Source organism: Pedobacter sp., from assembly GCF_035317785.1.
Classification (GTDB): domain Bacteria; phylum Bacteroidota; class Bacteroidia; order Sphingobacteriales; family Sphingobacteriaceae; genus Pedobacter.
The window spans coordinates 1-14,157 of record NZ_DATHGC010000108.1; the positions used below are offsets into that span (position 1 = coordinate 1).

General features: G+C 43.6%; 12 protein-coding genes and 1 pseudogene. 9 read left to right on the top strand and 4 right to left on the bottom strand.

Translation table 11 applies throughout. The features are described from left to right. A partial coding sequence (locus VK541_RS06500) for a gfo/Idh/MocA family oxidoreductase (RefSeq protein WP_324368106.1) occupies window positions 1-1,211 on the top strand: 1,211 nt, incomplete at its 5' end. A 222-nt stretch (window positions 1,212-1,433) separates the two neighbouring features. Beyond that, window positions 1,434-1,769 carry a helix-turn-helix transcriptional regulator gene (locus VK541_RS06505; RefSeq protein ID WP_324368108.1) on the top strand — a complete coding sequence of 112 codons (336 nt, stop codon included), beginning with the start codon at window positions 1,434-1,436 and terminating at the stop codon, window positions 1,767-1,769. A 25-nt stretch (window positions 1,770-1,794) separates the two neighbouring features. On the opposite strand, the gene VK541_RS06510 is transcribed toward VK541_RS06505, so the two are convergent. The 3 genes from VK541_RS06510 to VK541_RS06520 all read right to left on the bottom strand — a co-directional run bounded on the left by VK541_RS06510 (window position 1,795) and on the right by VK541_RS06520 (window position 4,593). Next, window positions 1,795-2,454: a bifunctional 4-hydroxy-2-oxoglutarate aldolase/2-dehydro-3-deoxy-phosphogluconate aldolase gene (locus VK541_RS06510; protein WP_324368110.1), complete on the bottom strand. Its 660-nt coding sequence runs from the start codon at window positions 2,452-2,454 to the stop codon at window positions 1,795-1,797. Window positions 2,455-2,462: 8 nt separating this feature from the next. Further along, window positions 2,463-3,461 (bottom strand): sugar kinase, encoded by a 999-nt coding sequence (locus tag VK541_RS06515; protein WP_324368112.1) that lies wholly within the window; start codon window positions 3,459-3,461, stop codon window positions 2,463-2,465. A 103-nt stretch (window positions 3,462-3,564) separates the two neighbouring features. After that, on the bottom strand, window positions 3,565-4,593 hold the full coding sequence (locus VK541_RS06520) for a LacI family DNA-binding transcriptional regulator (protein WP_324368114.1): 1,029 nt from the start codon (window positions 4,591-4,593) through the stop codon (window positions 3,565-3,567). 169 nt (window positions 4,594-4,762) lie between these two features. Here VK541_RS06520 and VK541_RS06525 point away from each other — a divergent pair, with 169 nt between their 5' ends. The 4 genes from VK541_RS06525 to VK541_RS06540 all read left to right on the top strand — a co-directional run bounded on the left by VK541_RS06525 (window position 4,763) and on the right by VK541_RS06540 (window position 11,283). Then, on the top strand, window positions 4,763-5,362 hold the full coding sequence (locus VK541_RS06525; RefSeq protein ID WP_324368116.1) for a TetR/AcrR family transcriptional regulator: 600 nt from the start codon (window positions 4,763-4,765) through the stop codon (window positions 5,360-5,362). Between the two features lie 179 nt (window positions 5,363-5,541). After that, entirely contained in the window at window positions 5,542-6,675 is a 1,134-nt protein-coding gene (locus VK541_RS06530) for an efflux RND transporter periplasmic adaptor subunit (protein ID WP_324368118.1), read from the top strand. An 11-nt stretch (window positions 6,676-6,686) separates the two neighbouring features. Further along, the gene (locus VK541_RS06535) at window positions 6,687-9,887 is read left to right on the top strand and encodes an efflux RND transporter permease subunit (RefSeq protein WP_324368120.1); all 3,201 of its coding nucleotides are present in this window, start codon (window positions 6,687-6,689) and stop codon (window positions 9,885-9,887) included. Further along, window positions 9,874-11,283 carry an efflux transporter outer membrane subunit gene (locus tag VK541_RS06540; protein ID WP_324368122.1) on the top strand — a complete coding sequence of 470 codons (1,410 nt, stop codon included), beginning with the start codon at window positions 9,874-9,876 and terminating at the stop codon, window positions 11,281-11,283. Before VK541_RS06535 ends, VK541_RS06540 begins: the two co-directional genes overlap by 14 nt. A gap of 302 nt (window positions 11,284-11,585) precedes the next feature. Here VK541_RS06540 and VK541_RS06545 read toward each other — a convergent pair whose 3' ends face one another. After that, window positions 11,586-12,050 (bottom strand): Lrp/AsnC family transcriptional regulator, encoded by a 465-nt coding sequence (locus VK541_RS06545; protein WP_324368124.1) that lies wholly within the window; start codon window positions 12,048-12,050, stop codon window positions 11,586-11,588. A gap of 176 nt (window positions 12,051-12,226) precedes the next feature. Here VK541_RS06545 and VK541_RS06550 point away from each other — a divergent pair, with 176 nt between their 5' ends. The 3 genes and pseudogenes from VK541_RS06550 to VK541_RS06560 form a co-directional block, all read left to right on the top strand. Next, window positions 12,227-13,273, top strand: a complete 1,047-nt coding sequence (locus VK541_RS06550; protein WP_324368126.1) for a cysteine synthase family protein — start codon at window positions 12,227-12,229, stop codon at window positions 13,271-13,273. 46 nt (window positions 13,274-13,319) lie between these two features. Next, window positions 13,320-13,769 (top strand): protein-disulfide reductase DsbD domain-containing protein, encoded by a 450-nt coding sequence (locus VK541_RS06555; protein WP_324368128.1) that lies wholly within the window; start codon window positions 13,320-13,322, stop codon window positions 13,767-13,769. Between the two features lie 50 nt (window positions 13,770-13,819). Beyond that, a pseudogene (locus VK541_RS06560) lies at window positions 13,820-14,157 on the top strand (hypothetical protein); the annotation flags it as partial.

Below are 14,157 nucleotides of genomic sequence, written 5' to 3' on the forward strand. Positions count from 1 at the left end.
ATTTAGAATTGCTGCTAAAAAGAGATGATGTAGAGCTTGTGGCCATTTGTGATGTGGAACCTAAAATGATCAGCACCGCCAAAGCCATGATTGCTAAAAGCGGGAAACCCATGCCAAAGATCTTTACCGGCGATGACTATGCCTGGAAAAAGATGATTGAAAACAAGAGCCTGCAGTCGGTATTGGTAGCCACCCCATGGGAATGGCATAAAGAAATGATCATCAGCTCTATAGAAGCCGGCATTAAATATATTGCTTCAGAGGTTATTATTGGTATTACCCTGGAAGACCACTGGGATGTCGTCCATGCCGCCGAAAAAAATAACGCCCATGTGATGATGCTCGAAAACGTCTGCTACAGACGTGATGTCCTGGCTGTACTAAATATGGTAAGACAAGGGGTATTCGGTGAAATCATGCATTTACAGGGCGGTTATCAGCATGACCTGAGAGAGGTTAAATTCAACGACGGCATCAAACCATACGGAGGAGGGGTAGAATTTAATGAAAAAGGATTCTCTGAAGCAAAATGGCGTACAAATCATTCGGTTCATCGCAACGGCGATCTTTATCCTACACATGGAATAGGACCGGTAGCAAATTGTATTGACATCAATAGAGGTAACCGTTTTCTAACGCTCAATTCTTTCGCCACCAAATCAAGAGGACTGCACAATCATATAGTAGCCGGGGGCGGCGCATCTCACCCCAATGCTAAGGTAAACTTCAGGCTTGGCGATATTGTAACAACTACTATCGACTGCTCAAACGGCGAAACGATCATTTTGCAGCATGACACCAACTTACCAAGACCTTACTCACTGGGCTTTAGGGTTCAGGGGACTAAAGGACTATGGATGGATGTAAACAAGAGTATTTACGTAGAAGGAATAAGTAAGCCCCATGAGTGGGATCCGGCTAAGGCCTGGCTTGAAAAATATGATCATCCGCTCTGGAAGAAGTATGGTAACGATGCTCAGGGTGCAGGGCATGGAGGGATGGATTTCTTTGTATTACATGCCTTTATCGAATCGGTTAAACGTAAAACAACAACTCCTCTGGATGTTTATGACGCGGCTGCATGGAGTGCAATCACGCCTTTAAGTGAGCAATCTATAGAGTTAGGTAATCAAACTGTAGAATTTCCTGACTTCACCAGTGGCAAATGGATGCACAGAAAGCCCGATTTTGCTTTTACAGACGATTATTAATTACAATAATTTTTAACTGGCGCGTAATCTTTTAATGGCGATATTTTTATACAACTACTTGTATTAAAGTCAAATGACAGCTTAACTAATTTAAAAATTGCAGTAGCCAGAAGACTTGGGTTAATAGATAAATAAAAAAAATGCAGTAATAACCTAATATTTTATTTAATAATTCTTAAATTTATTTCAATTAAAATTGAGGGAATTTTAAATAAAGTGATTATGAAAACATTAGGGGAAAAATTCAGAATCTTACGTCAAAAAAAGGGGGTAAATCAAAAAGCCATGGCTGATCTCTTAGAGATATCCATTCCGGCGTATTCCAAATTAGAAACAAGCATTACTGATCCAAATTTCAGCAGGATCAATCAGATTGCCGAAGTACATAAATTAACTCTCAGAGAGTTACTGGATGTGGGTGAAGAGGGTGTTAGTGAACAAACTCAGCTTATCGACCAATTGAAACAAAAAGTAAGCGAACTTGAAAGCACAGTGATCAGGCTGCAGGGCAAAGTGATTGATCTTTACGATCAGGATGACAGAAGAAACGGCAAGTAAACTGTATTGTAACCAGGGAGTTGGATTACTTCCTGGTTACAATTTTTATTAAGGACCTGCACCTTTCGCTGAGCCAGACGTATCCTGCCCCGGTGGTTTCGGTATGGTTAAACAATTTTGAACCGAAACCCAATGCAGAAACGCCTGCATTCAACCAGCCGTCAATATTATCCTTATCGATATCTACTCCGCCGGTAGGCATAAATTTGAGTGCAGGAAACAGCGGTTTGATCGCTTTCAGGAAACCGGGCCCCAATGTGTCCCCCGGAAAAAGTTTAATCAGCGGCGCTCCAAGCTCCTCGGCATAGTTGATCTCAGTGGGTGTCATACAGCCGGGAATCCAAAGTATATTGCGGTCAGCACTCACTTTCGCTATCTCTGCTTTGACAATCGGGCTTACAATAAAGTCTGCGCCAATGTTAAGGTAATCTTCAGCCTGCGCGGGTGTTTTGATCGTTCCTATTCCCAGTTTAAGATCCGGAAAATGCGCGTTTCTATGATCCAGTAAAACTTTAAAATTGTGCGCCGCATGTACACCGCGGTTGGTGAATTCAAATACCCTGATACCACCGTTATAACATGCTGTTAAAATATCCACGCAGTTTTGCGGATCCTGATGGTAAAAAACAGGAATAACAGGATGCTCCTGGATCGTTTGTAATGTATTGGCTATTGTATTGTTCATAATTAATTTTAATAGAAGGAACCATCACCAAAATCACCTTTAACAAATAATTTCTGATAACCGGATCCTGTTGCTGTTTCAATAATATCTGTTCCGTTTTCAAAACTGATAAGGCCATAGATCAAACCGGCCATAAAAGCATCACCACTACCGATTCTGTCTACTACTTCATTTGTTTCATAGATTTTGGAATTATAATTTCCATCAGAAGTATGATAAGCACCGTAGAACAGGTTATGGGTAGGGTTGTCCATGAATCTGAATGTATTTGCCACATGTTTACATTGCGGATATAAACTGAAGATCTCCTGCGCAGTTTTTGCCGAATGTTCCTGGTAATCCACGACACTGGTATTGCGGTCCAAAGTGTCATCGATGCCGGTCCCTAGCATTTTATTAGCTGCCCAGATATTTCCCATGATTACATCGCAATATTTGACGAGTTCAGGCATAATTTCGATCGGTTCTCTGCCAAAATCCCAAAGCCTGTTCCTGTAATTGAGATCGACGGAGATTTTTAATCCATTTTTTCTGGCGGCAGTTAAAGCTTCCAGGCAAACGCCGGCCATGTTTTCATTCAGAGCAGGAGTAAGGGCCGTCCAATGAAACCAGGTTTGATCCTTCATCATTTCATCCCAGTCTATCACGCCCGGTTTAAGATTGCTGAACGAGGAGAATTTTCTGTCATATACCACCTGCCCGCTGCTTAAGCCGTTGGCCGATAATAGAAAATACAAACCCATCCTTGATCCCCGCAGTACAGTTTTAGAAGTATTCACGCCAAGCTCCGATAAGGCTGTCAGCGCATTGGCAGCCAGCGCATTGTCCGGCACACAGGTCAAATAACTTACCGGAACATTCAACTGGCCGAGCGAAGCCGAAACATTAGCTTCTGAGCCGCCGGGAAATAAAGAAACAGTATGGTTTTTATTTATAAATTTTTCATCGGCAGAGCTGAATCTGAGCAGCAGCTCACCAAATACTAATACATTTTCTTTATGTCGCATTGCGGTTTAAAATATTGGTTTACAATTATACAGCTTAGACCAGATAATGAGATGAATTGACTGATATATAAAAACGCAAACGTTTTCGTTTATTAGGATTCAGTTAGGTCGACCTCCTGACCAATACACTGGTTTGAAGCTTGATCGTTTCATATTCTGCCGGCGTGTCGTCCTTACTTTCGATCAGCGAGATCAATTTTTTTGCTGCCAGCTGTCCCATTTCCAAAGCCGGCTGGTGAACAGTGCTCAAAGCAGGATTTAATGCATCCGCAAGATCTGTATTCGTAAATCCTATCAAAGCGACATCCTGCGGAATGCGATATCCCAGTTTATTCAATAAAGCAAGACATCTCGTACTGATCTGATCCCCAGCTGAAAATATTGCATCCGGTCTGAGCGGCAGACCCATATAGTATTTGATAGCACGCTCCAGGTCCTTATTTAATTTGTAAGCATCCGAATAGTCACATGACCGCACCAGCTCAGGACGGTATGCTATATTATGGTCTGTCAGTGCCTGCTTATAACCATTCAGCCGGTCAGTAGAGATGCTGAGTGCAGTACTGGTATTTAGATGAGCAATGCTTTTGTAACCACTTTTTATCAGGTGTACGGTGGCATCATAAGCACCCTTAAAATTATCAGCGCCTACTTTGTGTGTGTTGATCTGGTCACTCAGTCTGTCAAATACTACCAAAGGCAGACCCGCATCCTGGAGTGACGTCAAGTAGCTGAAATCAGTAGTTTCACAGGCAGGTGAGATCAGAATACCATCAACACCGCCAGCATAAAGCAACTCCAGACATGCCCTTTCCTGATCCTGTGATTCCTTACTTTGCATAATAATGATCTGGTAAGACTTTTCTGTACTTACCCTGTCAATACCGTCAAGCATTTGCGCCACAAAATGATTATCAAGAGAACAAACGACTACACCAATAGACCTGCTTTTACCTTCTTTTAACCCTTTTGCCAGCCGGTTTGGCGAGTAATGATGTTTCTGAGCATATTCAAGAACCTTTTGTTTAGTTTCAACGCTTATCTCATAACTATCATTTAATGATTTCGATATGGTAGAAATAGAAAGATTAAGCGCTTTAGCAATGTCCTTTAATGTAACGCTGTTGTTCATACCGTCTCTATTTGAATGCAAAGGCGAATTTGCAATAATAAGGTGAATTCTGTAAATATAGTTTTATTATTTTAAACGCGATTTGACAAATAAATGATACGCTGTTTGAAAATAGTATTTACATTTGCTTAACGGTGTTAAATTATTTACACCCTTTCATATTGTTATCATGGGAAGTAAGGAACGTATTGCCAGGTTAAAAGAAGAAACAAGATTAAATATTCTTGATGCTTCTTTGGAAATTGTCAAGGAGGAGGGATGGCATTCACTGAGTATGAGAAAGATCGCCGATAAGATTGAATATACTGCTCCTATTATATATGAGTATTTTTCAAACAAAGAAGGCATCTTGCTGGAACTGACCAGAAAGGGTTATATTATTTTAGCCGGAGAGGTAAGGGCTGCGAGAGACAAGCATGAAGCACCAGCTGAGCAGTTGGAAGCCATGTGGGTCGCCTATTGGGACTTTGCCTTTAAATATAAAGAACTCTATCAGCTGATGTACGGAGTAGACATGAACTGTTGTGAGCTTAAAAAATCCATGCCGGAAGCAGAACTCGCAGACGACCTGATCTATGAAGTAATTGAAAAGATCATGACCGTCAAAAATCCCCCTGAGGATATGGTCTGTAGAAAGTTTTATACGTTTTGGTCCATTATACACGGGTTAATTTCTATAAACCTGGTCAACAAGGGCCGCAACGAAGAAATGAACCAGCGGATTTTAAAGGATGCCATTAAAGGAATAATAAAATACATCAACGATTAAACATTAATGAAATGCAAACGGGTTTTTATAACAGTATAGAAACTTTTTTATTAACACGTACTTAACACCGTTAAACTACTTATAGTCGTTATACGAATCACCTCTTAACTCTAATATATATGAAAAATTTCCCGCACTACCTCCAATTACTTAACACTGTTAAACTATCTAATCACGTTATGAAAATATCAATTTTACTTTTAGCCATATTCATCTACGGTTGCTCGGGTCAAACCGCTACACCTCCGCCGCCACCGCCGCCTGCGCTGCCGGTCGCATCAGTAACCCAAAGCTCTGAGACGACCTTCACAGAATATCCTGCATCAATAGAAGGGGCAGTAGATCTGGAAATCCGCCCGCAGGTAGCAGGAGCACTGGACAGGATCTACGTCAACGAAGGCGCCTTGGTTCAAAAAGGGCAGCCATTATTTAAAATCAATGAGCTTCCTTTCAGAGAAGCGCTGAACATCGCCAAAGCATCATTGCAATCTGCTAAAGCCGCATTGTTAAATGCCCAGCTTGAAGTAGAGAAACTTACCCCACTGGTGGCCAATAAGGTAGTTTCCGATTTCCAGCTGAAAAGCGCAAAAGCCGCCTTAGCAGTAGCACAGGCAAATGTGGAACAAGCTAAAGCAGGCGTCGGAACCGCCAATATCAATTTAGGTTATACGACAATTAAAGCATCTGTAAATGGTTATGTAGGCCGCTTGCCTAAAAAACAGGGAAGCCTGGTGAATCCTTCAGATCCGCTGCCGCTTACATTACTGTCAGATGCTCATGAGGTACATGTTTACTTCTCCTTAGGCGAAGACGATTTTATTGGGTTTAACGCCAAATACCCGGGCAAAACACTTGCTGAAAAAGCCAGTAAGATCCCCGGAGTGGCATTGGTACTTGCCGATCAGACCGTATACGCCCAGAAAGGAAAGATAGACATGGTAGACGGACAATTTGATAAGCAAACCGGTTCCATTTCTCTGAGGGCAACCTTCGCGAATGCACAAGGCCTGTTAAGATCAGGCAATACCGGTAAAATACGTCTGAGCGTGGAGCATAAAGATGCCCTGATCATACCACAGTCGGCAACGCTTGAAATGCAGGATAAGATCTTCGTATTCGCCGTCGCAGACAGCAACAAAGTGAAGAAAGTACCGATCAGCATCATTGGCAGGAGCGGAAGCAATTACCTGATTGGTGAAGGCCTGAAAATCGGAGATCAGATCGTACTGAGCGGAATTGACCGCCTGCAGGAAGGTCAGGTGATCAAACCAGAAAAAGCAGCAGAGAAAGTTGCTCAATTAATTACTAAATAAAAACGACAACAATGTTTAAGATATTCATACAGAGACCAGTACTTGCCACCGTTATATCTATACTACTAGTTATACTCGGCATACTTGGTCTGACTAAACTGCCGTTGCAGCAGTTTCCAGATATTGCCCCGCCCTCCGTGCTGGTTACGGCGGTTTATCCGGGTGCCAATGCGGAAACCGTACTCCGTTCAGTAGCACCGTCCATCGAGGAATCAATCAATGGTGTGGAGAACATGAGCTACATGAGCTCCACCGCAAGTAATGACGGTTCACTTGCCATAACCGTTTACTTTAAACTGGGTACAGATCCCGATCAGGCAGCTGTAAACGTTCAGAACAGGGTAGCCCAGGCCACCAGCCAGTTGCCTGCCGAGGTGGTGCAGCAAGGTATCATTACTGCAAAACAACAGAACAACTTCATCATGGCCATCGGTCTGTATACAGAAGACGAGAAAAAATATGACCAGACCTTTGTGGCCAACTATGCCCAGATCAACATCATACCTGAGATCAAACGTATCCCGGGTGTCGGTGCTGCCAGTATATTTGGCGGGGTTAAGGATTACTCAATGCGGGTATGGCTGAATCCAACCCAGATGGCTACTTACCAGGTTACCCCAAATGAAATCACTGCCGCCATACAGGACAAAAGTCTGGAAGCTGCACCGGGCAGATTCGGAGAGAAAAGTAAAGAAGTATTCGAGTATGTCATCAAATACAAAGGGAAACTGAACAAACCTGAGCAATATGAGAACATTGCCATCCGCGCCAATGCAGACGGTACCATTCTTCGTTTGAAAGATGTGGCCAGAATTGAATTCGGCGCCTATTCTTATGCCAGTTTAACCAGGCTGAACGGTAAAAAAGGAATTGTGATCGGGGTAGTACAACTGGCCGGATCCAACTCCAATGAGATCCAGATCGCCATCAATAAACTGATGGAAAAATCTGCCAAAGACTTCCCTGACGGCATCAAGCAGAACATCTTCTACAGTACTAAAGTTGCGCTTGACCAGTCTATTGACCAGGTAAAACATACCCTTATAGAAGCATTTGTCCTTGTATTTATCGTGGTATTTATCTTCCTGCAGGATTTCCGTTCTACACTGATCCCGGCCATCGCTGTGCCGGTAGCCATACTAGGTACTTTCTTTTTCATGCAGCTGTTTGGCTTCTCGATCAACTTGCTTACCTTGTTTGCCCTCGTACTCGCCATCGGTATCGTGGTGGATGACGCGATCGTCGTCGTCGAGGCCGTACACGCAAAGATAGAGCGAAAGGGCCTGTCACCTAAAGCAGCAACCACCGAAGCGATGCATGAAATTACCGGTGCCATTGTCTCCATTACCCTTGTGATGGCCGCAGTATTTCTTCCGGTTGGTTTCATGGAAGGCTCAACAGGTGTTTTCTACAGGCAGTTTGCCTTTACCATGGCCATCGCGATCGTCATCTCCGCAGTCAACGCGCTGACACTTAGCCCGGCGCTGGCAGCCTTGTTTTTGAAAGACCATTCCGGAGATCATCACGATCAGCATAGCAATATCCCGGTAAAAAGAACCTTCAGCCAGAAATTCTTCGCAGGTTTCAACAGCAGTTTCAATGCGATGACCAACAGATACGTTGGCGGGCTAAAATTCCTGATCCGTCACAAATGGGTGAGCATGGGCGGTCTGGCATTAATTACACTGGCTACGATCTGGATGGTAAAAACCACGCCATCAGGATTTATCCCAACTGAAGACCAGGGCTTTATCGCTATCGCAGTAAATACACCTTCAGGTACTTCCCTGGAAGGAACCTCCAAAGTGATGACAGAAGCGGAGAACACGTTAGGTGCGATGGAACCATTTGAGTTTGTGACTTCCATTCCCGGTTACAGTTTGCTGACCAACTCTACAAGCCCTTCATCTGCCATTTGTTTTGTGCTGTTGAAACCGGTGGACAAGCGCGGTTCGGAAAAGGACATTAATGTCATTATGAACCAGGTACGCGCCAAACTGGGTGGCATCTCAGGTGGTAGTTTCTTCGTATTCAGTTTCCCTACAGTTCCGGGTTTCAGTAATGTGGAAGCTCTGGATCTGATCTTACAGGATAAAACAGGTGGCAAACTGGATAAATTTAGCGGGGTGGCCAATAACTTTATCGGTGAAGTCATGAAACGTCCGGAAATTGCAGTAGCATTTACTACTTTCAAAGCGGATTATCCGCAATTGCAGCTGGACATCAACGACGAAAAGGCAGATCAGCTGGGCGTAAGTGTCAAAGACATCCTGCAGACCATGCAAACCTATTTTGGTAGCTCACAAGCCTCAGATTTTAACCGTTTCGGTAAATATTACCGGGTGATCGTACAAGCTGATGTAGCTGACAGGGCAGATCCTTCTACCATAGACCGGGTATTTGTGAAAAACAAATCCGGTGAAATGGTGCCGATCAATACCCTGGTCAAACTAAACCGTATCTATGGTTCTGAAACCGCATCACGTTATAACCTGTTTAACTCTATACAGGTCAATGCCATTCCAAAACCGGGCTTTAGTTCGGGAGACGCCATTAAGGCGATCCAGGAAGTAGCCGCACAGCAACTGCCTTCCGGCTATTCTTATGAATTCAGCGGACAAACCAGGGAAGAGCTGTCATCGGGCGGACAATCAACCATCATCTTCTTGTTGTGTCTGGTGTTCATTTATTTCCTGCTGGCCGCACAATATGAGAGTTATATCCTGCCGCTGGCGGTCATACTTTCTATCCCTACAGGTATCTTCGGAGTGTTTGTAGCCATCGGACTGAGAGGCATTGAAAACAACATTTATGTACAGGTAGCACTCATCATGCTCATCGGTTTGCTGGCCAAAAACGCCATCCTGATTGTCGAGTTTGCGGTTCAGCGACGAAGGGCAGGACAACCATTGGTTGCAGCAGCTCTGGAAGCAGCGAAGTTAAGACTGCGTCCGATCATCATGACTTCACTAGCCTTTGTTGTCGGTTTGTTCCCGATGAGTATCGCCACCGGGCCGTCTGCACAGGGTAACCACTCGATCAGTATCGGTGCGGCAGGAGGGATGGTTTCGGGAGTAATCCTTGGACTATTTGTTATCCCTGTACTGTTCATCATCTTCCAATATTTACAGGAAAGGATCAGTCCAAAAAGACCCGTACCTGTAGGACATCATCCAAATCACGTAAAAGAACTCGTTCATGAAATCGCATAATTATTTATATATCGTATTGTTTGCCGCAATAATAGCCGGAGGCTGCAAGGTGTCAAAAGACATCGCCAAACCGGCAGATGCAGTGCCTGTTGCCTTCAGGGGCGGACAGACTGCTGATACTGTCAGCGTGGCAATACTAGAGCTCAAAGAATTTATCTCAGAGCCTGATATCCAGAGGCTGATCGATACCGCCCTGCTAAAAAACTATGACCTTCAGCTGGCTGTTAAAAATATTGAGGCATCCGAGCTGCTGTTCAAACAATCCAGACTTGGCAACTTGCCGGCCATCAATTTGCAGGTGACTGCCAATTCGAGCAGGCCTTCAGACAATAGTCTCAATGGACTGAGTGCCAGCGAATTTTTAAAAACTTCGCATATTGAAGATTATAATGCCAATCTTGGATTGAGCTGGGAAGCAGACATCTGGGGCAAGATCAGAAGTCAGAAACAAGCGGCTTTGGCTACCTATCTGCAAACTGCAGAGGTAAAGAAAGCAGTACAGACCCGCATCGTAGCCAGTGTAGCACAAGGCTATTACCGGCTATTGATGATGGATGCGCAGCTTGCCATTGCCAAAAAGAACCTTTCGCTGAATGACAGCACACTGAACATCATCCACATGCAGTTTGATGCCGGACAGGTGACCTCACTAGCCATTCAGCAGGCTGAAGCCCAGCAACTGGTAGCCGCACAGCTGATCCCCCTGCTGGAGCAGAACATCACTCTCCAGGAAAATGCCCTGCGCATTCTAACCGGCCAATTGCCGGGTGCAGTGGAAAGACTGAGCAGCCTGGAAAAAACTAAGGTTCCGGAGCATTTATCGGCAGGCCTGCCATCAGCAATGGTGGGCAGAAGACCTGATGTGAAAAGTGCGGAACTGTCCCTGGCAGTAGCGAATGCCAAAGTCGGGATCAGCAAGGCAAGTCTGTACCCTTCACTGAGCATAACTGCCAGCGGTGGCTTGAATTCTTTCAAGGCAAGTAACTGGCTCAATGTTCCTGCGTCGCTGTTTGGTGTAGTAGGAGGCGGGATTACCCAGCCTATATTTCAAAGAAAACAATTGAAAACGCAGTATGAACTGGCAAAAATCGACAGGGAGAAGGTAGTGATCCAATTCAGGCAATCTGTTCTGAATGCCGTAGGTGAAGTATCTGACGAACTGGTAAAGATTGAAAAATTGAAAAGTCAGTACGACATTTCTGCAAAACGCGTAGGCACACTGCAGCAGGCCGTAAAAAATGCCAACCTGTTGTTTAAGAATGGAATGGCAACTTACCTGGAAGTCATTACAGCCCAAAGCAACTCACTGCAGAGTGAACTGGAACTGGCATCGATAAAAACTGCTCAGCTGAGTGCGTCTGTTGAGCTATACCGTTCTCTGGGTGGCGGAATTTAAAATTCTTCAGTACTTTTATTCTGTTTGGAAGGGTTGTTCTGTATAGAGCAGCCCTTTTATCTTGGGCGGCAACCTTCTGGTTGTGTCTATTTTGTGTGGCTTCTGTGGCCATATTCTCTCGACCCCCTCAAGGGCCTTACTAGGGGGTTGCTAGGCCCATAACCCTAAAGACGCCCAAGAGATGCCCTTAAGAAACTTGAGTTATCGCCGAAAGGATTTAAACGCATGTACCAGCCATATACCATGAGGGTACTGCTGATTAATTAGTAAGTAAATTAAATTTTTAAGGAAGTACCTAAAGCTTATAGCGGATAGGCGGTATCACTCTTGGTTTCCGAAAGCACAAAAAAGCTCTGAACGGTACTTACATTTGGCAGCGTAGCCAGCTTGTTGCGCAGAAAAAGATGGTAGGTGTCCATATCGCTGGTTGCTATACGGAGAATGAAATCATAGGCACCGGTCATCTGAAAGCATTCCATGACCTCGCTGAATTTTGCCACCTCACTCTCAAATTCACCAAGCGCTTCTGCCGTGTGGGCTTTTAAGAATACGTGTGAAAAAGCAATCAGATTCCTGTCTACTTTTTTCCGGTCCAGTATGGCTACAATACGCACGATGTATCCCTGCTCTTTTAGTCTTCTGATCCGTTCGTGAATGGTTGCAATTGATTTATTGAGCTTAAAAGCTAGTTCCTTATTGGTTAATGTCGCGTCCTTTTGCAGGAATTTTAGAATTTCTATGTCTACGGTATCTAAGTTTAACTGCATGAGCTTTTAAAATGATCAATTGAAAAAAAGACGAATAATGAATTTAAATAAATGCAATAATAGAAATAAATAAAGTTTTAGAGCAATTTTCCGAATAATTTATGGAATATATTGGTATCCATTGTGAGTATGCTTTATAATATTGAGTTTTGACAATAATTAGAATAATACTTTATATGTTAATTGAAACAAAAGAGGCCGCGTGTTTAAGTGCAGATCTGGAAAGTAAGTTTGAACACTTATGGCATCTGGTGGGCAATACGCCAATGCTGGAATTGCATTACACTTATAAAGGTGAGCCCGGGAAGATTTATGTAAAATGTGAGCATTATAATCTGACAGGCAGTGTGAAGGACAGGATGGCATTGAATATTTTGTTTGAAGCTTATAAAAATTGTGCGATCAAACCGAGTGATACTATTGTAGAGGCTACGAGCGGCAACACAGGTATTGCCTTTGCCGCCATCGGAAAAGCTTTGGGTCATACGGTAAAGATCATCATGCCAAACTGGCTGAGCAAGGAACGGATCGATATCATCAGAAGTATGGGGGCGGAAGTGATCCTGGTGAGCAAAGAAGAGGGCGGCTTTCTGGGAAGTATCAAAATGTGTGAAGAACTGGCAGCTAAGGGCGGTGTTTTTCTGCCCAGGCAGTTTGAAAACAGGTACAATGAAGAGGCGCATGAAAAAACTACAGGCATGGAGATCTGGGAGCAGTTGAGCAAGGCGGGTTTAATACCTAATGCTTTTGTGGCTGGTGTTGGTACCGGCGGGACCGTGATGGGAGTAGGCAGACGTCTGAAATCTCACAATCCTATGATCAAAATCCATCCTCTGGAACCGGCAGAAAGTCCGACCCTGACAACAGGTTACAAGGTAGGCAGTCATAGAATTCAGGGCATTTCTGATGAGTTTATTCCTGAAATTGTAAAATTAAACGAGTTGGACGAAGTTATACAAGCCAATGACGGAGACGCAATCATTATGGCACAGAAGTTGGCCAGAGAACTGGGACTTGCGGTAGGTATTTCTTCAGGAGCCAACGTAATCGGAGCCATTAAACTAAAACAAAAATTAGGTGTCGAAGCTATAGTGGTAACGTTGTTGTGTGACAGCAATAAAAAGTATCTTAGCACCGATTTAGTAAAGGAGGAATGTATTAAAGAATCATTCATCTCGACGGAAACCATATTTACAGGTTACGATCCAATAGATCGGCTTTAATTAAAAATAAATATTATAACAAAAACAAATACAATAAAAGCGTAACATGAAGAACTTATTATTATTCGCGGCAGGATTATTTTTAAGCTTATCTGCAAGCAGCCAAATTTTAAAGCCGGTGAAGTGGGGCTATGTGGCAAAGAAAACTTCCGCTACTGAAGCAACTTTGTTTATAAAAGCAACTATTGAAGATGGATGGCATATTTATTCTCAGAATATGGCTGATGGCGGACCGGTAAGAACGACTTTTACTTTCCCCGTTTCAAAAGCATACAAACTGGTAGGTAAGACAGTTGAACCAAAGCCAATTACCAAGTTTGAAAAGTCATTTGAAATGAATGTGAGCTATTTTGAGAAATCTGCGATCTTTCAGCAGAAAATTAAGTTTACAGGAGCAAATCCTACGGTAAAAGGATCTCTTGAGTTTATGGTGTGTGATGACCAGCAATGTCTTCCTCCGGAAACTGTGGAGTTCTCTATTCCTGTGACCAAATAATCGTTTAGATGATGCTGAATAATTGTATAACAGGCATAAAAATGCTTGTTATGGGGACTGTTATATCCATAGGTTTATCAAATTTGGCCTATGCCCAACAGGCAGAGACTTCATTGGATGACATCGAATTTACCGAAATTGTTCCAGATACAAATGTTGTTGCGGATACCGCAGTTGTTTCTCCGGCGATTGCCAAAGAGCGCACCGCGATATCAGCCTCTGGATCACAGCATGACCAGCCCAAAGCAAAAACATCTTCATCAGCTGAAAAGGAAAAAACCTTATGGGAGACCTTTATCGCCGGATTGGTTGGGGGTTTCCTGGCCTTCCTGATGCCCTGTATTTTCCCTATGGTCCCGCTGACGATCAGCTATTTCACCAAGCGTGC